Annotated in this window: 17 protein-coding genes; 5 read left to right on the top strand and 12 right to left on the bottom strand. The window is 58.3% G+C overall.

The features are described 5' to 3' along the window. Positions 1-10 precede the first annotated feature (10 nt). Complete coding sequence (locus N018_RS16410; protein WP_024646286.1) at positions 11-628, bottom strand: TetR/AcrR family transcriptional regulator; 618 nt, start codon at positions 626-628, stop codon at positions 11-13. Positions 629-839: 211 nt separating this feature from the next. Here N018_RS16410 and N018_RS16405 point away from each other — a divergent pair, with 211 nt between their 5' ends. After that, positions 840-1,358, top strand: a complete 519-nt coding sequence (locus N018_RS16405; protein ID WP_024646287.1) for a DUF3237 family protein — start codon at positions 840-842, stop codon at positions 1,356-1,358. 240 nt (positions 1,359-1,598) lie between these two features. Here the strand turns inward: N018_RS16405 and N018_RS16400 are convergent, their stop codons facing one another. From N018_RS16400 to N018_RS16390, 3 genes are all read right to left on the bottom strand, one after another. Further along, positions 1,599-3,716 (bottom strand): TonB-dependent siderophore receptor, encoded by a 2,118-nt coding sequence (locus tag N018_RS16400; protein ID WP_025390232.1) that lies wholly within the window; start codon positions 3,714-3,716, stop codon positions 1,599-1,601. 118 nt (positions 3,717-3,834) lie between these two features. Then, on the bottom strand, positions 3,835-4,275 hold the full coding sequence (locus tag N018_RS16395) for a GNAT family acetyltransferase (RefSeq protein ID WP_025390231.1): 441 nt from the start codon (positions 4,273-4,275) through the stop codon (positions 3,835-3,837). A 54-nt stretch (positions 4,276-4,329) separates the two neighbouring features. Then, positions 4,330-5,274, bottom strand: coding sequence for an alpha/beta hydrolase (locus N018_RS16390; RefSeq protein WP_024644015.1), 945 nt, complete (start codon positions 5,272-5,274; stop codon positions 4,330-4,332). Between the two features lie 392 nt (positions 5,275-5,666). Here N018_RS16390 and N018_RS16385 point away from each other — a divergent pair, with 392 nt between their 5' ends. Beyond that, complete coding sequence (locus N018_RS16385) at positions 5,667-6,161, top strand: GNAT family N-acetyltransferase (RefSeq protein WP_024644016.1); 495 nt, start codon at positions 5,667-5,669, stop codon at positions 6,159-6,161. A 399-nt stretch (positions 6,162-6,560) separates the two neighbouring features. Further along, a complete protein-coding gene (locus N018_RS16380; RefSeq protein ID WP_025390230.1) occupies positions 6,561-6,827 on the top strand; it encodes a DUF1652 domain-containing protein in 267 nt (88 codons plus the stop codon). A gap of 678 nt (positions 6,828-7,505) precedes the next feature. Here the strand turns inward: N018_RS16380 and csrA are convergent. The 3 genes from csrA to N018_RS16365 all read right to left on the bottom strand — a co-directional run bounded on the left by csrA (position 7,506) and on the right by N018_RS16365 (position 10,155). Next, positions 7,506-7,694, bottom strand: coding sequence for a carbon storage regulator CsrA (gene csrA, locus N018_RS16375; protein WP_002554157.1), 189 nt, complete (start codon positions 7,692-7,694; stop codon positions 7,506-7,508). Positions 7,695-8,215: 521 nt separating this feature from the next. Then, positions 8,216-9,568, bottom strand: a complete 1,353-nt coding sequence (locus tag N018_RS16370) for a GntP family permease (protein WP_024644018.1) — start codon at positions 9,566-9,568, stop codon at positions 8,216-8,218. A 98-nt stretch (positions 9,569-9,666) separates the two neighbouring features. Further along, complete coding sequence (locus tag N018_RS16365; protein WP_024644019.1) at positions 9,667-10,155, bottom strand: gluconokinase; 489 nt, start codon at positions 10,153-10,155, stop codon at positions 9,667-9,669. A gap of 282 nt (positions 10,156-10,437) precedes the next feature. On the opposite strand from N018_RS16365, the gene N018_RS16360 reads away from it, so the two are divergent. Together N018_RS16360 and N018_RS16355 are read left to right on the top strand one after the other, a co-directional pair. Continuing rightward, positions 10,438-11,454 carry a LacI family DNA-binding transcriptional regulator gene (locus N018_RS16360; RefSeq protein WP_025390229.1) on the top strand — a complete coding sequence of 339 codons (1,017 nt, stop codon included), beginning with the start codon at positions 10,438-10,440 and terminating at the stop codon, positions 11,452-11,454. 306 nt (positions 11,455-11,760) lie between these two features. Beyond that, the gene (locus tag N018_RS16355) at positions 11,761-12,732 is read left to right on the top strand and encodes a YncE family protein (RefSeq protein WP_025390228.1); all 972 of its coding nucleotides are present in this window, start codon (positions 11,761-11,763) and stop codon (positions 12,730-12,732) included. Positions 12,733-12,845: 113 nt separating this feature from the next. Here the strand turns inward: N018_RS16355 and N018_RS16350 are convergent, their stop codons facing one another. The 5 genes from N018_RS16350 to glcD form a co-directional block, all read right to left on the bottom strand. Beyond that, positions 12,846-15,023, bottom strand: a complete 2,178-nt coding sequence (locus tag N018_RS16350) for a malate synthase G (protein WP_025390227.1) — start codon at positions 15,021-15,023, stop codon at positions 12,846-12,848. Between the two features lie 97 nt (positions 15,024-15,120). Continuing rightward, positions 15,121-15,528 (bottom strand): heme-binding protein, encoded by a 408-nt coding sequence (locus N018_RS16345; RefSeq protein WP_024644023.1) that lies wholly within the window; start codon positions 15,526-15,528, stop codon positions 15,121-15,123. A gap of 35 nt (positions 15,529-15,563) precedes the next feature. Continuing rightward, positions 15,564-16,796 carry a glycolate oxidase subunit GlcF gene (glcF, locus tag N018_RS16340; protein ID WP_025390226.1) on the bottom strand — a complete coding sequence of 411 codons (1,233 nt, stop codon included), beginning with the start codon at positions 16,794-16,796 and terminating at the stop codon, positions 15,564-15,566. 3 nt (positions 16,797-16,799) lie between these two features. After that, positions 16,800-17,870, bottom strand: coding sequence for a glycolate oxidase subunit GlcE (gene glcE, locus N018_RS16335; protein WP_024644025.1), 1,071 nt, complete (start codon positions 17,868-17,870; stop codon positions 16,800-16,802). Continuing rightward, positions 17,870-19,369, bottom strand: a complete 1,500-nt coding sequence (gene glcD / locus N018_RS16330) for a glycolate oxidase subunit GlcD (RefSeq protein WP_025390225.1) — start codon at positions 19,367-19,369, stop codon at positions 17,870-17,872. Before glcD ends, glcE begins: the two co-directional genes overlap by 1 nt. Positions 19,370-19,555: the final 186 nt, after the last annotated feature.

Below are 19,555 nucleotides of genomic sequence, written 5' to 3'. Positions count from 1 at the left end.
CAGCTCGCTATCAGCGTTTCTCCATGCCCAACATGAATGTGTCCACTGCGCGCTCGACCATGGCGTGGATCTCTTCGATGCTTAGCGGCATGGGTGCCTGTTGGTAAAGGCGAATGTCGGTTTCCGCCGTCAACAGCGAGGTAAGCTGCAACGCCGCGATGTGCGGATCGGTGGCGCGAAGCTGTCCTCGCTGCATGGCCAGGGTCATCAGCGAGGCAACGGTCTGCAGGCACTCGCTGGGGCCAGACTCATAGAACATCATGCCGATATCCGAATGCCCTGATTCAGCGACCACCATCCGATAAACGGCGAGTGCTTTATCGTCATTGATAAGCACCATCAACATACGTTCTCCAAAACGGGTGAACAGCGTCCTCAATTCAATCTCTGCATCGTCGCGGACCGCGAGCTCGGAAACAGCCTCCGCCAGATGGGCTGTTGCAAGCCTGTTGACCACCGCGATGAACAGCACCTCCTTGGAAGGGAAGTAACTGTAGATTGTTGCTTTGGAACCGCCCATTCGCTTGGTGACTTCGTTCATCGAAGCGCGCTCGTAGCCCATTTCGAGAAAGACGCTTGCAGCCGCATCGATAATGGCTTCGCGGCGAGCTTCAGTACGCACCTTCATGTATATCCTTAATCCCTTGGTGAACCGTTCGGTACAGTAAGCACAAAAATTCTCTAGACTGGAACTGAACCGTTCGGTACGATTTCCGTCGACTCCGTGGAGCTTACTGGAAAAGGAGGCCCAGATAAACGCTGATAGATGGACGCCCTCTTTATTCTGCCAATTGACCCTGCATTGTCAGAATGTACTCAACGATGGAGTTAACAGGTCCATGAATATCATCGATTTCAAGAAACCCGTGAAAGGCGCTCTTCGTGGACATGCGTTAGCGCCCGTGCTCGAAAAAGTACTGACCGTCGTTCTGAAAACAGATGTTCCTGTGCTCATGGGCATATGCAGCGATGGCCTGCGCAGCAACAGCATGATCCTTGGTGGCGAATTTCGCGGTGAGTTCATCAGCGGGTCGGTACTCTCCAGCGGCAGCAGTTCGCTTGTCGAGCTGTCGGCCGAACTGATTTTTCTGGACACTCGTTTCACACTGATCACGCAACTGGGCGAGTTGATCAATGTTGAAAGCAGGGGCGTGCTGCTGATGGATGAAGCGGGGCAGCAGGAACTGCAAAACGGCATCTGGCCGATCAGCGAAGGCCATTACCAATGCACCTGTACGCCGCGCTTTCAGGTCTCCCTGGGCGCTAATGAATGGCTGGAGAAAAGCGCCTTCATCGGCAGGATCGAATACATCCATGCCAGTGAAACGCTAATCAGCTTTTATAGAATGAAGTTCTGATTGCGGGCATGGCAGGCAATCAACGCCTGAACGGCCAGGCGTTAAACAGAGCAAGCCGTTGGCCTGCTCTCCCGGGCCAACCTAGGTTCTGTACGAAAAGTCGGCGAGCGAAGGTCAGGCAAGGCAAAAACAGGCGAGGACCCCGACTCTACGTGTTGTAAATGAGCATTCCGATCGGACTCGCGCACGAGCCTGTTTTTAACGCAGCATCACCGAGCGCAGCCACTTTACGTACAGAGCCTAGAACGTGACGCTGGCGCTGAGGCGTGCGGTGCGGGGTTCGCCCACGTTGACCTGCAACGGGCTGTCGGTGCTGGACGGGTAGTACTGCTTGTCGAATAGGTTATCCACGTTCAATTGCAGACGGGTTTTATAACCTGCCATCGGCACATCCCAGCGCAGGAAGGCATCGGCCACGGTGTAGCTGCTCATGTAGAACGTGTTGGCGTTGTCACCAGCCCGTTCGCCGACATAGCGCGCGCCACCACCGGCATGCCACTCGCCCAGCCCGGACGGGATTTGCAGGTGATGGGTGAGGTACAGGCTGGCGGTATGTTTCGGCGCCTGACTCAGGCGGTTGCCCTCGTTTTTCGGATCGTCGAGCACTTCGGTATGGGTGTAGGCGTAGGTACCGATCATGTCCCAGCGTTCGGCGATGCGGCCGGTCACGTCCAGTTCCACGCCCTGCGAACCCACCTTTCCAGCCGCCTCGCTGACGCCGGTAGCGACGGTGGTCACGACGTTTTTCTTCTCGATGTCGAACACGGCTAGGTTGACGTTGAGCTCCGGTGCCAGCGTGTATTTTGCACCGACCTCGTAACTGCGGCCTTCTTCCGGGTCGAAGGTGGTGCCATCGTCGTTCACATCCTGGTTAGGCACGAAGGAGCGGCTGTAATTGCCGTACAACGAGAGGTCTTCATTGACCTTGAACACCAGACCCGCCATCGGCAGGAATATATCGTCATTTTTGTCCAGATTAGTGTTGCGGCTGGCGCCGGTGCCTTGGGCGATGTACTGGTCATAATGCTGATAGCGGCCGCCGAGAACCAGAATCCAGCGGTCATTCAGGTGCCAGTTGTCTTTAAGGTAGACCGAAGAAGACGTCAACTGATTGCTCAGGTTGCTGTTGGCCGCGCTGACAACACTGGGCTCGGCCAGGCTGCCATAGCTGGGCGAAAAGATATTGAAGCCATTCTGGGCTGTGTTGCGATAGGTCTTGCCGCGATATTTATCGGAGTCTTCCTGCTCGGCACCGATCAGCAGATCATGTTGCTGACCAAGAATGTCCTGCTTGCCGATGAAGTCCCAGCTGGCATAACGCGTTTCGTAATCGTAATGACCGCCATTGGCCTGACGACGCAGCACGCCACTGCTCGACAGGGTGCTGGGTTGAGCAATCGAAAGGCTATAGCGGTCGTTGTTCCAGCCGTAGGTCAGACGGGTTTTCCAGTCATCGCTGAGCTGGTACTCGAACCGCGCGGTCGCCGTTTCGCTGATGCCGACCGTGTTTGCCCACTTTTCGTCCAGACGCTTGTTGTAGCTGATATCGGCCGGATGGCCGTTAGTGAAGACAGTGCCACGGTCGAACGGGCTGACGTAATCGTTGTATTCATAGGCCAGCGTCAGGCTTGCGCGCTCGCCGGTCCATGACAGGGAGGGCGCGATCAGGGTGTGTTGATCAACGCCATAGTTGCGCCAGTAGTCTTCACTCTGACGTTCGGCCACCAGTCGGTAGGCCAGCCCCGAGTCGCCCAGCGGGCCGGTGGTGTCGATGCCAAGGCTGCCGCCGCCTTCGCTGTAGGAAGAACCACTCAGGGTCGTGCTCTGAACATATTGCGGCTGCTTGCTGATCACGTTGATCACGCCGCCAGGGTCCATCGCGCCGTAGAGCAACGAGGCCGGGCCCTTGAGCACTTCGACGCGCTCGGTGGTCGCGCCGAAGTTCTTCGACACCACCGAGCGCACGCCGTCGCGCAGGATCGAGCCATCGTCGTTGTTGCCGAAACCGCGCTTCATCAAGGAGTCCTTGGTGTTGCCCAGCGTGTTGCCCTGACTGACGCCGCTGACGAACTTCATGGCATCGTCCAGCGAGCGCACGTTGTAATCGGCGATGGTCTGTGGCGTTACGACGTTGACCGACTGAGCTTCCTCCTTGACAGGAACATCACTCTTGCTCGCGGTGCTGGTGCTCTTTGCGCTATAGCCTTCCTGGCCTTCGGTGGCGACGGCAGAAACCTGCGTGGCGGGCAGCACGGCGGTTTCTGCGGCGCTCAAGGTGCCGCTGGACAGCATCGCCAGCGACAGTGCAGACAGCAGAAAAGGGCCGTTACGGCGAGTGCGTTGGGAGGAGGTGCTCAAGGGAGATGCTCTGTCAGGACGTTAATAGCAATAATTGTAATTTGATATTAATTCTCATGTAAATAAATGAATCACTCTGTGTCCGGTTTCATTGATCGCCGAGCGGGACGCCGATGGCTCAGGATGGCACGGCGACGTTGCCGTCAATCCGCTTGCCCATGCTGATGATCGCCTCCTGGGTGTATCCCAGCGTCTTGTAAAAAGCCTGCACCGCTTCATTGAACGTGTGGATCTGCAGGTTGATCTTCACGCAGCCACGTTCGATCAAAGCCTGTTCGGCGTGTTTTACCAGTGCTGACCCCAGACCCTTGCCACGCTGTTGCGGATCTACGGCAACCGAATACAGCCAACCACGATGGCCGTCATAGCCGGCAAGAATGGTCCCGGCTACAGCACTGTTCACCAGCGCCACGAAAAACAGTTGATCCGCGACAGCCAGTTTCTTGTCGATAGACAGGCCTGGGCGGTTATGTGGCTGGGTGTCGTTGAAGACTGTTTTCCAGAGCTGGATAACGGGGAGGCGGTGATGCAGGTCTGAATACTCGACAATGGCGCTCATTGCACAGTCCTTGAGTGATGGCCTGCCAGATTACTGTTCCATGCGTTGAGCTGTCTAACCGGCGTTCTGCGGGACCTGATCCTGCCCGCTGACTTGCGGCAGCGATGCAGGACTCTTGAGCAGTGTCTGAATGGCCTGGCCGTAGGCCGGCTGTCCAAGTTGCATGCTGTTGTTGTGCGTGCCACCGGGGACCAGCAAGAGTTTTTTCGGCTCTCTGGCCGCTTCGAACAACTGCTCGCTGAAGCGTGAGGGCACGTAGCGATCGTCAGTGCCGTGGACGATCAGTACCGGCATGTGAATGTCGGCGATCTTGTCCAGCGAGTCGAACTTCTGTGACAGTAACCAGCGTACTGGCAACGACGTATTGGCAAGTGCAGTGGCGACATCGGCCAGGTTGGTGAAGGTCGACTCTATGATCAGTCCGCGAGCCTGAATGGGCGTGTGGTCTTTCTCTGCGTCCTGGCCCAGTTCGGCAGCCAGATCCACCGCTACCGCCCCGCCCAGAGAATGGCCGTAGATCAGCCTGCGCTGCGGGTCAGGCTGCAATTGCTTCAGGCGTGCCCAGGCAATGCGTGCGTCTTCATACACGGATTTTTCGGACGGCAACTGGCCCATGCTTTGACCGAAGCCCCGGTAATCGATCGCCAGTATCGAAAAGCCCTGTGCCTTGAGCTGCTGGATACGAAACAGCTGACCGGTCAGGTTCCAGCGTGAGCCGTGCAGGTACAGCACCGCAGGGGCGTTTTTGTCCGCTGCCGGCCACCACCATGCATGAATGTTCTGCGCTGTGCCGAATGCCGGGGTACTGAGTTCAATCTCCTGCACATCGGCAGGCAGCCCGCTGTACCAGCTGGCCGTGCCGGGCTCGATCCTGAACACCAGTTCCCGCTCTTTATGTTCAAGTACCGAGCAGCCGACCGGCAGCCCGAGAAGCATCGCCGCAACGCAGATCCATCGAAGCGGACGGGCCCTGAAGCGAGCCATGGGTGAGATCGGCATAAAATGAGTGTTCCCATCAGTAAAGTGAAATAAATGCCGGTTATGCGTTCGGGTTGCAAGACGAGCCGTGAAACATCGGTTACAGGATATTGCGCTGTTCGGTAAAGCGTTGCCTTGTTCCTCAAGCTCGCCGGGAGGTGTGCCTGACTTACTCACTGCGCACTGCGACGATTATTCCCGACACGTCAATACCTTGCAGCGCTGGCGGAACAGCAGTGTCAACAAAGCCACTCATTAGCACAATTTGTTATGGAGGTAGCCCTTTTAGATAGCCGGGGATTATGCTGTGGCAGCACGAGCGCTTTGATTTTGTCATTGCCGACGCTCGATTCGCTGGCTTACCTACGCTGCCACTTACGGTTTTTTCAGTTTCTTCAAGAGGTTACCGCCTTATGTTCAATCACCGCCCCCTGGAAGAAAAAGACATTCCCGCGGTCTGCGAGTTGCCCCAGAACGCCGACGAACTGTTCTATATGTTCCCCAGAGCGACCTATCCGCTGGACGCCTCGCAGTTGCGCGATGCACTGGAGACCCGTCACGATTCGACCGTCATCGAGATGGATGGCGAAGTCGTAGGGTTTGCCAATTTTGCGCAATGCCATTTCCGCGGGCGTTGCACACTGGGCAACGTGATCATTGCGCCAAAAGCCCGGTCCAAAGGGGTAGGGCGCTACATGATCACCACCATGATGGGCATCGCGTTCGACAAGCATGAAGCCACCGAGCTCATTGCTTCCTGCTACAACCATAATGTGCCTGGGCTTTTGTTCTACCCGCGAATGGGTTTTCGCCCTTACGCCATCGAAGAGCGGCGTGACAAGCAAGGCGCCCGCGTGGCATTGATCCATTTGCGTCTTTCCGGGTCTGAGCAGGGACCAGTGAGCTGAGCCATTGCTCTGATCGCAGCCAGGTGAGAACCTGGCTGTCGCTATGCAATCCCTCCTGACGTTTCGCGCATGAAACCACCGACCGTTCGTCGCGCTTTTTTTAAAAAGCGAAGGCACTTTTATGTGGATTGATCCCTGTCATGTGACTGAGCACTGAATAACAGTAAGGTGAATCGTTTTTTCTATTAACGCTGTCAATGATTGTTTATAAGTGCGCTGTTTATATTTACGCGTACAAGTTGCCTGGCTGTCTGCTTTAGGCGTATAACGGTTGTAAGAATCAGGCAAGTGGCGACGGATAATTGGCAAGCCTTTGCTGGCTGCGTTAAAGCGTCAATTAATAACAAAAAAACGCAAGCGACCACTGTTCGATTGAGTGTTACACATAAGGAGATAGAAATGATTGCCAGTGGATTGTCTACGTTGGAACTCCGCAGCATTGTCGAAGGCGCTTTCCTGCCTTTGCAGTGTACTTGCACTATTGCACACGATCAGTCGATGACGGTGCAGGTCAAGGACCCGTCATCCGGACGAGTGGAATTGCTGGAAACAGGTATTTCGCTGAACCACCTGAAGAACAGTCGTGACATCTCCGATCTGGTGGCCAAGCTCCGTAGCGGGCTTGCTCATGACGGAATGGTTCAGGTCAATTACCGCACCGCCTGAGCCCGCGCCAGCGCCGCTGGCAGTGGTAATGCGTGCAGGTAGCTCAAGGCCCTTGTCTTCACTGACAGGGGCCTTTTCATGTCTGCCCTGTGTGCGCTGTCTTTCCGGCCGGTTGACGATTTCTTCCCGCAAAGGGATGCGCATGTCGAACCCTGTTATTCCTTTTAAGCTGTCGATACCGGGAGGGGTTTTTAACGGTAACGACCAGAAAAGACTTTCGCTTTCGGCCTGTCACCCGTGACATAACAGAATGGGGTGTGAAAATAACAACACCCTTCAAATCATGAACTTGCAAGTCGATGCACAAGGCAGTCTTCTCAATATGGCTAGTTTGACACTTCACACTGCAAGGCGGACTGTTCATACCCTTCATGCGGCCAGAAGTTTCAAAAAAGAGTGATTGAAAAGACTGACGGTAATCTGAGCATTCGTTGTGTTGAAGTTGCAAGTTGGTTCCGCGTTGGCTGTATGGCTGTAACAGTATGTGTCTTAAAGTTCAGGGGTGTAACAGCCTTTCATCGTGATCACTGCGCTCTGTTATCTGCTACAGGCCTGACGGTCATTCAAGGAAACCGGATCGTGCTTTACGCCATACATAAAAAACGGCGCCCCAGGGGCGCCGTACGACAGAACCGCCAAAAACTGGCAGGTCTGCATTGAATAAGGCGTTGGCAGGATTTATTGTGGGTCCTGGTTTGGAGCCAGTTCTGCCTGAATACGTTTGTAGATTTCTTCGCGGTGCACAGACACATTTTTTGGCGCGTTGATGCCCAGGCGGACCTGCAGCCCTTGAACGCCAAGAATCGTGACGGTGATTTCGTCACCAATGTTTATGCTTTCGCCTACTTTGCGAGTGAGTATCAACATAATCTTTTCCTTGATGGCCTCTTGAAAACGCCTCTATCAAGAGGCTGGCGTTTGCCTTTGCGTGGTGATTGTTGCCGAGTGCATCCAGATGCATCCGTCATATGACGTTGCACAGGTGAATTTAATTCCCTCGGTTCATTTTCCTGTCATCGAGATTTGCGTGCCCGATACGACGAGTGCGCCAATTCTGCCCGTTTTGACGTGAAAATGCCCGTGTTTACTGGCGCTACATAAAAAGTAACGTGAACAGGGGCGCACTTTCAGGCGGCTATTGCCTTGCCGGACGAGACTGGGTGGCTCAAATTCCAGATGAGTGTAAGCGTAGGCTCGACTTGAGAACCTTGCCCGAGCTTTCTGAAAAATCAAATGGAATGCGGTGCGGGGAAGCGTAGGAAGGGGGGTGTTTTCACGCAGCAAATATGAACGCAGGTTGCGCTCTACAGGCTTTGTCGCAGCCTGCAAGCTGCAGTTCAAACCTGTGCCTTCGCGGGTTGTGGCCCGCGAAGGCGTTGTGTTTCGGGTTATACCAGCGTCGACAGCAGCATGATGAAGATCAGGCCGACCACCGAGAGCAGGGTTTCCATCACTGTCCAGGTCTTGAATGTTTCGGCAACGGTCATGTTGAAGTACTGCTTTACCAGCCAGAAGCCGGCATCGTTGACGTGCGACAGGATCAACGAGCCTGCGCCGGTCGCCAGCACCAGCAGCTCACGATTGACGCCAGGAATCAGGCCGACTACCGGGGCGACGATCCCTGCGCCGGTGATGGTTGCAACAGTCGCCGAACCGGTTGCCACGCGAATCACCGCTGCCACCAGCCAGGCCAGCATGATCGGGTTGATCTGCGCCTGCACCGCCATGTGACCGATGATATCGCCCACGCCGCTCGCTACCAGCATCTGCTTGAAACCACCGCCCGCGCCGACGATCAGCACGATGGCCGCTACCGGTGCCAGGCTCTGGTCGAGCAGCTTCATGATTTTCGAACGGTCAAAGCCGCGTGCCGCGCCGAAGGTGTAGAACGCCAGCAACAGGGCTGCCAGCAGGGCGGTGATCGGATGGCCGATCAGGTCCATCCAGATGCGGAACATGTTGTTTTCGGGCAACACCACGTCAGCAAAGGTTTTGAGCAGCATCAGGAACACAGGCAGCAGGATGGTGATCAGCGTAATGCCGAAGCCCGGGAGATTCTCGGTGCTCGATTCCTTGGCGATCTGATCCATCAGTTCCTGGGAAGGGGTGCCCGGAATGCGCTTGGAAATCCAGCTGCCGAAAATCGGGCCAGCGATGATTGCGGTCGGCAATGCAACGATCAGTCCGTAGAAAATCGTTTTGCCGATGTCGGCACCGAAGATACCGATGGCCAGCAACGGACCCGGGTGCGGCGGAACGAGACCGTGTACGGCCGAAAGGCCTGCCAGCAGCGGTATACCGATCTTGACGATGGATACGCCGGTGCGGCGCGCGACGATGAACACCAGTGGAATCAGCAGCACAAAGCCGATCTCGAAGAACAGCGGAATGCCTACCAGAAACGCCGAGAACATCATTGCCCAGTGTACTTTCTGCTTGCCGAAGAGGCGGATGAGGGTCTGCGCGATCTGGTCGGCACCGCCCGAATCGGCCATCAGCTTGCCGAGCATGGTGCCCAGCCCAAGGATGATGCCGACAAAGCCCAGCACGCCGCCGAAGCCGTCCTGAAACGACTTCATGACTTTTTCCACCGGCATCCCGGAGGTCAGGCCAAGAAAGCCTGCCGCCAGCGTCAGTGCTACAAAGGGGTGAACCTTGAACGTGGTGATCAACAGCACAAGGCCGACGATGGTCACCAGTGCATCGACGAGTAAAAACGTCTCATGGGTCATACCGAACATGGGTGTCTCTCCGGTTATTATTTTAGGTCGCTGCAAACAGCGCCGTCGTTTTGTCGTGTGTGCCAAAGACAGCGCTGTCTTTCGCGTTCACGCCTTTATCAGGCGTGAGAGTCTTTCCACCATGCTGCGGCTTGTTTGCCAATCACATCGATCGGCTGGGTTGCATCGACCACCAGCGTCAGCGGCTCGCCGGCTGGGGATTCAAGTGTTGCGAACTGACTGTCGACCAGGCTGGCGGGCATGAAATGTCCTGGCCGGTGCGAGCAGCGTTCAGCCGCGAGTTCTTTGGTCAGTTCCAGAAAGACGAATCCCAGGCCCGGTACGGCATCGCGCAGGCGCTGGCGATAGACGAGCTTGAGGGCAGAGCAGGTGAGGACCGGGTGTTCGCCATTGGCGAGGGCCGCAGCCATCTCTTCACCGAGGCGGGTCAGCCAGCCAGCGCGGTCTTCGTCGTTGAGGGGGGTGCCGGCGCTCATCTTGTCGATGTTGGCCTGAGGGTGGAACGCATCGCCTTCGATCAGGCGACCGCCGCTGTTGAGGGCAATTTCGGCACCGACGGCACTTTTGCCGCAGCCCGATACACCCATCACCACGAGGGCGGAAATAGCAGTATTCGCAGTTGTCACAGTAGGCACCTCGTCTGGAGACAGCGCTGTCTTTGTCCGGTGGACATCAGGCTCGGCCTGGGCTGTTCCAGTTCTTGTCGTTGTTTTGGGTTCATCATTAATCATCGGAGGCTGTTCTCCGGGGCAACCTGGCAGGGCGCCTGAATGTGAAACCAGCGATAAAGCATTGTCACGTTCCATGAGACAGCGCTACCTTATGGGGCATTCGACACATTTGGCAACCCCTATGTTAGTTGGCAACGCATGACACGCATTGGTTCCCGCTCTACAGGTCGGCCGACCCTCAACGAGGTTGCACGGCTGGCAGCTGTCTCCCCGATTACGGCCTCCCGCGCCTTGCGGGGTATTGCCACCGTGGCGCCGGAGCTGGCCGAAAAGGTCCGCGCCGCGGCGCAGAGCCTGGGTTACGTGGCCAACCCTGCGGCCAGAGCGTTGGCATCATCCTGCAGCCAGACGGTCGTGGTGCTGGTGCCGTCGCTTTCCAACCAATTGTTCATCGAAACGCTGGAAGCCATTCAGGACGTGCTGCGCGTGCGCGGTCTGGATGTGGTGATCGGCAACTACCATTACTCGCCCGAAGAAGAAGAGACGCTGCTGCGCAGCCATCTGGTCAATCGGCCGCGTGGCATTTTGCTGACCGGCTTCGACCACACGCCTGCTTCGCGGCAGATGCTGGAAACCAGCGGCGTGCCCTGCGTCCACATGATGGAGCTGGACACCCGCCTGGGTGCTTATTGCGTCGGCTTTTCCCAGCAGCAGGCGGGGGCCGAGGCCGCGCGTCACCTGTTGGGGCGCGGGCGCTGTCGGCTCGCCTACATGGCTGCGCAACTCGACCCGCGTGTGCTGCAACGTGGCGATGGTTTTCGTCAGGTGCTGGAAGAGGCGGGGGTGTTTGATCCCCGATTGCAGATCATGACGCGCGAGTCTTCCTCGATCGGATTGGGCGGGGAGCTGTTCGCGCGTTTGCTCGACGAGCATCCGGATGTCGACGGCGTGTTCTTCTGTAACGATGACCTGGCACAGGGCGCGGCGTTGGAGGCCCTGCGACTGGGCATCGCGATTCCCGAGCGGGTATCGCTGGTGGGTTTCAATGACCTGCCCGGTTCTGCGCACATGGTTCCACGCCTGACGTCTATCCGCACACCCAGACAGGAAGTCGGGCAGCGCGCAGCGCAGCTATTACTGGGGCTGCTTGATGGAATTGCTCAGGATTCGCAGGTGGATCTCGGGTTCGAACTGGTGATACGGCAAAGCTCCTGAGCGGCGCAACTCATCCGCCAAACGCCTGACCAATGGTTACCACGCTTCCTGCGCCAGGTACCGTGGCTGAAAGCCCCGGTACTACGGCCTCCTTTGCATTTTGCACTTACCGCTCAAACGCGTTGCTGGGGCATCGACTGTGATTTATGACAGTACCCAACCCCTCCTGTTGAGTATTCAATGATGGTGTGTTTTTGGATCCGATCGGCATACAAGTCTTGGCCGCATCATTGAATGATGGGGACCTCGCCGGGTATCCAGTCCTCATTCTGACCGTCTTGCAAGACCTATTGACTGGTGGGAAAAATGCACAAACGAGCATCTCAGGACGTTAGGGCTTTGGTTCATATCGCCAACCCGGTCAGTGCAGGCATAGCCCTTGATATTGCGTGGTTGACCGGCATCATTCCGCTGGACTTCATGCCCGGAGAGATCGTCATCAGCCCGGATGAAGCAACCCTGTATGTCGCCCACGAAAGCGGTAACGAAATCAGCGTGGTCGATATCGACTCATCCAGTGTAGTGGGTACCGTAAAGCGGGCAGGGGCGGGCGCCATCACACTCAGTCCTGATGGCAAGCGGCTTTACAGCATCGGTCGGAAGAAGTGTTACGTGGTCGATACCGCCCTGCGCGAAGTGATCCGCATCATCCCGGCGGTCAGCGTGAACAGGATCCTGTGCAGCCCGGACGGCCGATTCATCTGCCTGTCTTTCCAAAACGCGGCAGGAGGGCTGATCAGGATTATTGAAACTGAAAACTACACGGTCGAAAACGATTTCGATATGGGCTCTCTGTCCATGGCCTCGCTGGCTCTGGCGGTCAGTCCCGAAAGCAATCGGATCTACGCCACGACCGTGCTGGATCGACAGGCACCCACCGATATTTCGGCCATCGGTACGCTCGATTACATGCAGGATGATATCCCCGGCTTTGCCGACCCTCGTTCGATGGTCATCAGTTCTGGGGGTGACCTGTTGTACGTCGGCGGTATCGATGAGGTCTATGTTGTGGACGCCGCGACCAACAGGATGATCTATCGGGAAGCGCTTGGTGAGGAGGGTTATCCGGTCAAGGTTATCGGTATTTCCCCGGATAATCGCTACGTCTATGCCGTCTATACCCACGAGTACGACGTATACAGAATCGATACGGTGAACGGGATCACAACCTGTATCGCTTGCTTCCCTTCAGTGGGTAGCTCGGCGCTGAACACGTCGGGCAGCTACATCTATACGACCCATGCCGACATGAACTGGATTTCCATTTACAGGCTGTAGCCTGCCGCTGCACACCGTGCGATTTGCATTGCGTTGATCTTCACGCCAACTACGTGCGCGTGCCCGATAGTGGAGCACGTGCATGTAGTCGGCTTTGGGATCTCTCTGTGTGATCAGTCCGGGTGTTTGAATGCAAGTCGGAACTCATGCAGCAGCAGCTCGGTATAACCGGATGGCTGTTCGACACCTTTGAACACCAGTGCGCAGGCGGCCTTGAATGCGCTGGAGTTCTTGAAGTCTCTGGCCATGGGACGGTAATGCGAATCCCCGGCGTTCTGTTTGTCCACCACCTTGGCCATGCGCTCCAGCACGTTCTGCACGTCTTCCTTGTCGACGATATCGTGCAGCAGCCAGTTGGCCATGTGCTGACTTGAAATGCGCAGCGTCGCCCGGTCTTCCATCAGGCCGACGTTATGGATGTCCGGCACCTTGGAGCAGCCGATACCCTGTTCGATCCAGCGCACCACATAGCCAAGCAGGCCCTGAGCGTTGTTTTCCAGCTCTTCGAGAATCTGCTCGTGGGTCCATTCGGGTTTGGCAACCACCGGAATGGTCAGCAAGTCGTCGAGAAACGGATCACTGTGGTCGGCCAGCGCCTGTTGCTCAAGCTGCTGCTGGATCCGGGCGACATCGACCTGGTGATAATGCAGCGCGTGCAGCGTGGCGGCGGTCGGCGAGGGCACCCAGGCGGTCGTCGCGCCGGATGTGGGGTGAGCAATTTTCTGCTCCAGCATGTCCGCCATGCGATCAGGCATCGCCCACATGCCTTTGCCGATCTGCGCACGACCACGCAGGCTGCACGCCAGGCCGACCCGCACGTTGTTGCGCTCGTACGCCTTGATCCACGGAGCATTTTTCATCTCGCCCTTGCGCAACACAGGACCGGCCTGCATGGCACTGTGGATTTCATCGCCGGTCCGGTCCAGGAAACCGGTATTGATGAACGCCACCCGTGCCGACGCAGCTTCGATGCAGGCCTTGAGATTGATGCTGGTGCGTCGCTCTTCGTCCATGATGCCCATTTTCAGTGTGTTGCGCGGTAGCTTGAGCAGGTCCTCAATGCGGCTGAACAACTGATCGGCAAACGCCACTTCGGCCGGCCCGTGCATTTTCGGTTTGACGATGTAAATGCTGCCCGCCCGCGAATTGCCGCGACGGTTCAGGTCATGCAGGCCGATCAGGCTGGTGACCACACCGTCGAGGATGCCTTCGGGAATCTGCTGATCGTCCTGATCGACAATCGCCGGATGGGTCATCAAGTGGCCGACGTTGCGAATGAACAGCAGCGCACGCCCGCGCAACGTGAGTTCGCCACCGGTGGCTGCGTGATAAGTACGGTCAGGGTTGAGGCAGCGGGTGACCGGCTTGCCGCCCTTGTCGAGTATTTCGGTCAGGTCGCCTTTCATCAGACCCAGCCAGTTGCGGTACACCAGCACCTTGTCGTCAGCGTCCACGGCAGCGACCGAGTCTTCGCAATCGATGATGGTCGAGAGTGCCGACTCCAGCAGCAGGTCCTTGATTCCGGCAGCATCAGTGCTGCCGACCGGGTGCTGTGGATCGAACTGGATCTCGATATGCAAACCGTGGTGCTTGAGAAGAATTGCTTCTGGCTGGCCCGGTTCGCCCTTGAAACCGAGATACTTTTCCGGCTGTTGCAGAACCGTAGCCGAGCCGTCGGCCAGGGTGATGCGCAGTTCGTTGTCTTCGATGTGATACCTGCTGGCATGGCTGTGGCTGCCATGGGCAAGGGGCGCACTGGCGTCGAGCAGGTTGCGGGCAAAGGCAATTACCTTGGCACCGCGCAACGGATTGTAACCGGCACGGATTTCAGCGCCGTTGGCGGTGGAAATCACATCGCTGCCATACAGGGCATCGTACAGTGAGCCCCAGCGTGCGTTCGCCGCGTTGAGCGCATAACGGGCATTGCTGGCAGGCACGACCAGTTGCGGGCCGGCCTGTTCGCTGATTTCCAGGTCGACATTGGCGGTGGTCGCACTGACCTGTTGTGGCACCGGCTGCAGATAGCCGATCGAACTCAAAAAGTCGCGGTACGCGGGCATATCACTGATGGGGCCGGGATGCGCCTTGTGCCACTTGTCCAGTTCGGCCTGCAAGCGCTTGCGTTCAGCGAGCAGTTCGCGATTGCGCGGGGCGAGGTCGTGAACCAGCGCATCGAAATCTTCCCAGAATGCGTCCGGGTTCAGGCCGGTGCCTGGCAAGACTTCCGCTTCGATGAATCGCTGCAGATTGACGGCTACCTTGAGGCGGTGGCATGTGACGAAATCGGTCATTCAGTGGGCTCCGTGTAGAGGTCGAGCTAGTGTGTTGTCTGACGGGCAGTCTTCGTGAACACGCTGCCGCCCGGACGGGGCGGCGCGGTGTGAACAATCAGTCGGCATTCAGCGCGGCGATGCCGGCTTTGGCCACCTGGGCATCCTGCTCGGCTTTCACACCGGAAACACCCAATGCGCCGATCACCTGACCGTCGACGATGACCGGCACGCCGCCTTCCAGCGAGGTCAGCAGCGGAGCACTGAGGAACGCGCTGCGGCCGCCGTTGACCATGTCTTCGTAGCCCTTGGATTCGCGTTTTCCCAATGCCGAGGTGCGGGCCTTTTCAATCGAGATGTAGCTGCTGATCGGCGCAGCATCGTCCAGCCGTTCGAACGCCAGCAGGTGGCCTCCGTCGTCGACAATCGCGATGGCCACCGCCCAGCCATTGGCCTGGGCTTCGTCACGCGCAGCACCAAGCATCAGGCTGACTTCGGTCTGGGTGAGGACGGCTTTGATTTTCATGAGAGTTCTCCGTAGCAGGGTTATTCAATAGGAGTTCAGCGCGATTCAGGAGTGCCAATGGCCTCATCAATCAGTTCGATCCAGTGCCGCACGGGCGTTCGGTTGGCGCTTGCCAAGTGAGTCTGGCAGCCGATGTTGGCCGTGGCGATGACCTGTGGCTTGCCGCTTTCCAGCGCGTGCATGCGGTTGTCGCGTAACTGGCGGGCCAGTTGCGGTTGGGTAATGGAGTAGGTGCCCGCCGATCCGCAGCATAGATGACTGTCCGGCACGCTGGTCAGATTGAAACCCAGTCTTGCCAGAACACGTTCGACCTCGCCGCCGAGCTTTTGGGCATGCTGCAAGGTACACGGGCAGTGAAAGGCCAGCCGCGTGTCCGCTTTCAGGCCAAGGGTTTCCAGCGGCTCGTCGCGCAGCACTTCGACCAGATCCTTTGTCCGGGCGCTGATAACGGCGGCTTTGTTCGCATAGCGCGGGTCGTTGCGCAGCAGATGGCCGTAATCCTTGATAAACGCCCCGCAACCGCTGGCCGTCTGGACGATACTTTCGGCACCGTCTTCGATGGCTGGCCACCAGGCGTCGATATTGCGCCGTGCGCGATCAAGGCCCGGGTCCTGTGCATTCAAATGATAATCCACCGCGCCGCAACAGCCTGCCTCATTGACCGGGCTGACACTGATCCCCAGACGGTCCAGCACTCGCGCCGTTGCCGCGTTGGTATTCGGTGACAGGCCAGGCTGCACGCAGCCTTCAAGCATGAGCACCCGCCGAACGTGGCGGGGCACCGGACGCAGACCGACGGCCTGCGTCGTGGCAGGCAGCTTGTCTTTCAGGTTGTCCGGCAGCAGGGGACGAAAGGTATTGCCCAGCCCGATCAGCGCCTTGAACAGCCCGGCGTTGGGCACGATCCGGCGCAAGCCTTCGCGCAGCAATCGTTGGCCTGGTGAACGCGGCACAACGGCGTCCACCGCAGCGCGTCCGATATCCAGCAGCTTGTGGTACTCGACGCCAGACGGGCAGGTGGTTTCGCAGTTGCGACAGCTCAGGCAGCGGTCCAGGTGCAGTTGGGTTTTCGCGGTGACCTCGTGGCCTTCCAGCACCTGCTTGATCAGATAGATCCGCCCGCGCGGGCCGTCCAGTTCGTCGCCCAGCAATTGATAGGTGGGGCAGGTGGCATTGCAGAAACCGCAATGCACGCAACTGCGCAGGATGCGCTCGGCTTCTTCGGCGCGCGGCAGGGTTCTGGCGTGTTCGCTCAAGGTGGTCTGCATGCTTCAAAGCTCCGCGTACAGTCGGCCGGGGTTGAAAATGCCCTGTGGGTCGAGCCGGGTCTTGAGTGCCTGGTGATAGCGCAAAAGTGGCAGGCTCAAGGGCTGAAAAGGGCTGTCGACGTGGTTCTGGCGGTAACAGGTCGCGTGCCCGCCGACAGTGGTCGCCATGGTTCGAATGACCTCGCTGTCAGCGTCTGATTTCAGCCAGCGTTGCGCGCCGCCCCAATCGATCAATTGCTCGCCCGGCAGGCTCAAAACCCCGGTGTCGGCAGGCACGCAAATGCGCCACACGGGGCGAGTGTCATGGAAAAACGTCAGGCGCTGCTCATTCAATTGCTGCCAGTAAGCAGCGTCGATCAGCTCGCCGCCGAGTCGCTGATGCGCTGCCGCCACCGAGCCCTCGCCGCCCTCAAGACGCAACCGCAACAACCGACCGTCGTGGCTGGCGGCGCTGATCGGCATGGGTTGCTGGCCCCATTCCGTCAGGCAGGTCAGGGCGCGGGCGCTGTCCATCTCCAGCGCGATGCTGCTGCACAGGCGTGGTTTGGGCAGCACCTTGAGCGACACTTCGGTTAATAGCCCGAGGCAGCCGAAACTGCCAGCCATCAGGCGCGATACGTCATAGCCAGCGACGTTTTTCATGACTTCGCCGCCGAAGCGCAGGTGCTTGCCCTGGCCGGTGATTACCCGCGTGCCCAGTACGAAGTCACGTACAGATCCGCTCCACGGGCGGCGCGGCCCTGACAGCCCGGCAGCGACCATACCGCCCAGTGTTGCCATGCCGAAATCAGGCGGTTCGCACGGTAACGTCTGGCCGGCCGCATCCAGCGCCTGCATCAGCTCACTCAGCGGCGTACCGGCGCGGGCAGTGATCACCAGTTCGGTGGGGTCATAGCTGACGATGCCTCGATGTTCGCGAGTATCGAGCGGTTCGCCGCTCACCGGGCGGCCGAGAAACGCCTTGCTGTTGCCGCCGTGAATACGCAGCGCCGTGCCGTCGTGCAACGCCTGGCTGACCTGTTCGAGCAGCGTCTGGTTGGCATCTTTATCCACTGAATAGCCCGTCGCGCTCATCAGAAACGCTCCAGTTCAGGGAAGGGCAATTGCCCGGCGTGAATATGCATGGCGCCGAATTCAGCACAGCGCTGCAGGGTCGGAATGTTCTTCCCGGGATTGAGCAGGCCGCTGGCGTCGAACGCGGCCTTGATCGCATGGAAAAAGGTCAATTCGTCGCTGTTGAACTGCGCGCACATCTGATTGATCTTTTCGCGCCCGACCCCGTGTTCCCCGGTGATGCTGCCGCCGACCTTGACGCACAGCTCCAGAATGCTGCCGCCGAGTGCCTCGGCGCGCTCCAGTTCGCCGGGTTGATTGGCGTCGAACAGGATCAGCGGGTGCATGTTGCCGTCACCCGCATGAAACACATTGGCGACGCGCAGGCCGTATTGCTCGGAAAGTTCGCTGATGCCGCGCAGTACACCCGGCAGTTCGCGCCTCGGGATGGTCCCGTCCATACAGTAATAGTCGGGCGACAGGCGGCCGACGGCCGGGAAGGCGTTCTTGCGTCCGGCCCAGAAACGAACACGTTCGGCTTCGTCCTTTGCCTGGCGCACCTCGGTGGCGCCAGCGCGCTCCAGCACCGCGCGGACGCGTTCGCAATCGGCATGCACGTCGGCTTCGACGCCATCCAGTTCGCACAGCAGAATGGCTTCGGCGTCGACCGGATAGCCCGCGTGAATAAAGTCCTCGGCGGCGCGGATCGCCAGGTTATCCATCATCTCCAGGCCGCCGGGAATAATACCCGCTGCGATGATATCGGCCACCGCACGACCGGCTTTCTCTACCGAGTCGAAGGCGGCGAGCAGCACCTTGGCCACTTGCGGGCGCGGCAGCAGTTTGACGGTGACCTCAGTGATGATGCCAAGCATGCCTTCGGAACCGGTGAACAGCGCCAGCAAGTCGAAGCCCGGCGAATCCAGCGTGTCGCCGCCCAGGCTCATGGGTTCTCCCTCAATTGTCAGGATGTCGACCTTGAGCAGGTTATGCACGGTCAGCCCGTATTTCAGGCAGTGCACGCCGCCTGCGTTTTCCGCCACGTTGCCGCCGATGGAACAGGCTATTTGCGACGATGGGTCCGGCGCGTAATACAGGCCGTATCGCGATGCTGCCTGGGAGATCGCAAGGTTGCGCACACCCGGTTGTACGCGCGCCAGGCGGGCGGCAGGGTTGATGTCGAGGATTTGATTGAAGCGCGCCATCACCAGCAGCACGCCTTTTTCCAACGGCAGCGCGCCCCCTGATAACCCTGTGCCTGCGCCACGTGCAACCACCGGCACGCCGCGCGCGTGGCACAGTTTGAGCAGTGTCTGTACTTCTTCAAGGTGGCGGGGCAGGACCACGAGCATGGGCGTCGTGCGATAGGCCGACAAGCCGTCGCACTCGTAAGGCCGCAGCTCTTCGGCGCGATGCAGGATATCCAGATCGGGCAACAGGCGTTGCAGGTCCCGCAACAGGTGCTGCTTGTCGACAGCCGGCAGTGCGCCATCGATGCGTTCGTCGTACTGAATATTCATCAAGCCACCCCAGCATTGTTTTTATCGGGTCCATGCATCCTAGCTCATTCAGCGCACAGCTTGAGTTGACAGCGCTGTATGGATCACGCAGCTTACGCATTGCGTAATATGGTTACGACAATAACAGCGGGTAGCACCCGGCCTTTCAACAGGCACATCGTGATGCACAATCGGACAAGCCGGAGT

The organism is Pseudomonas syringae CC1557 (assembly GCF_000452705.1).
GTDB classification, from domain to species: Bacteria; Pseudomonadota; Gammaproteobacteria; order Pseudomonadales; family Pseudomonadaceae; genus Aquipseudomonas; species Aquipseudomonas syringae_F.
Note: the sequence above shows the minus strand (reverse complement) of the source record. Positions and strands in the feature narration are given on the sequence as shown.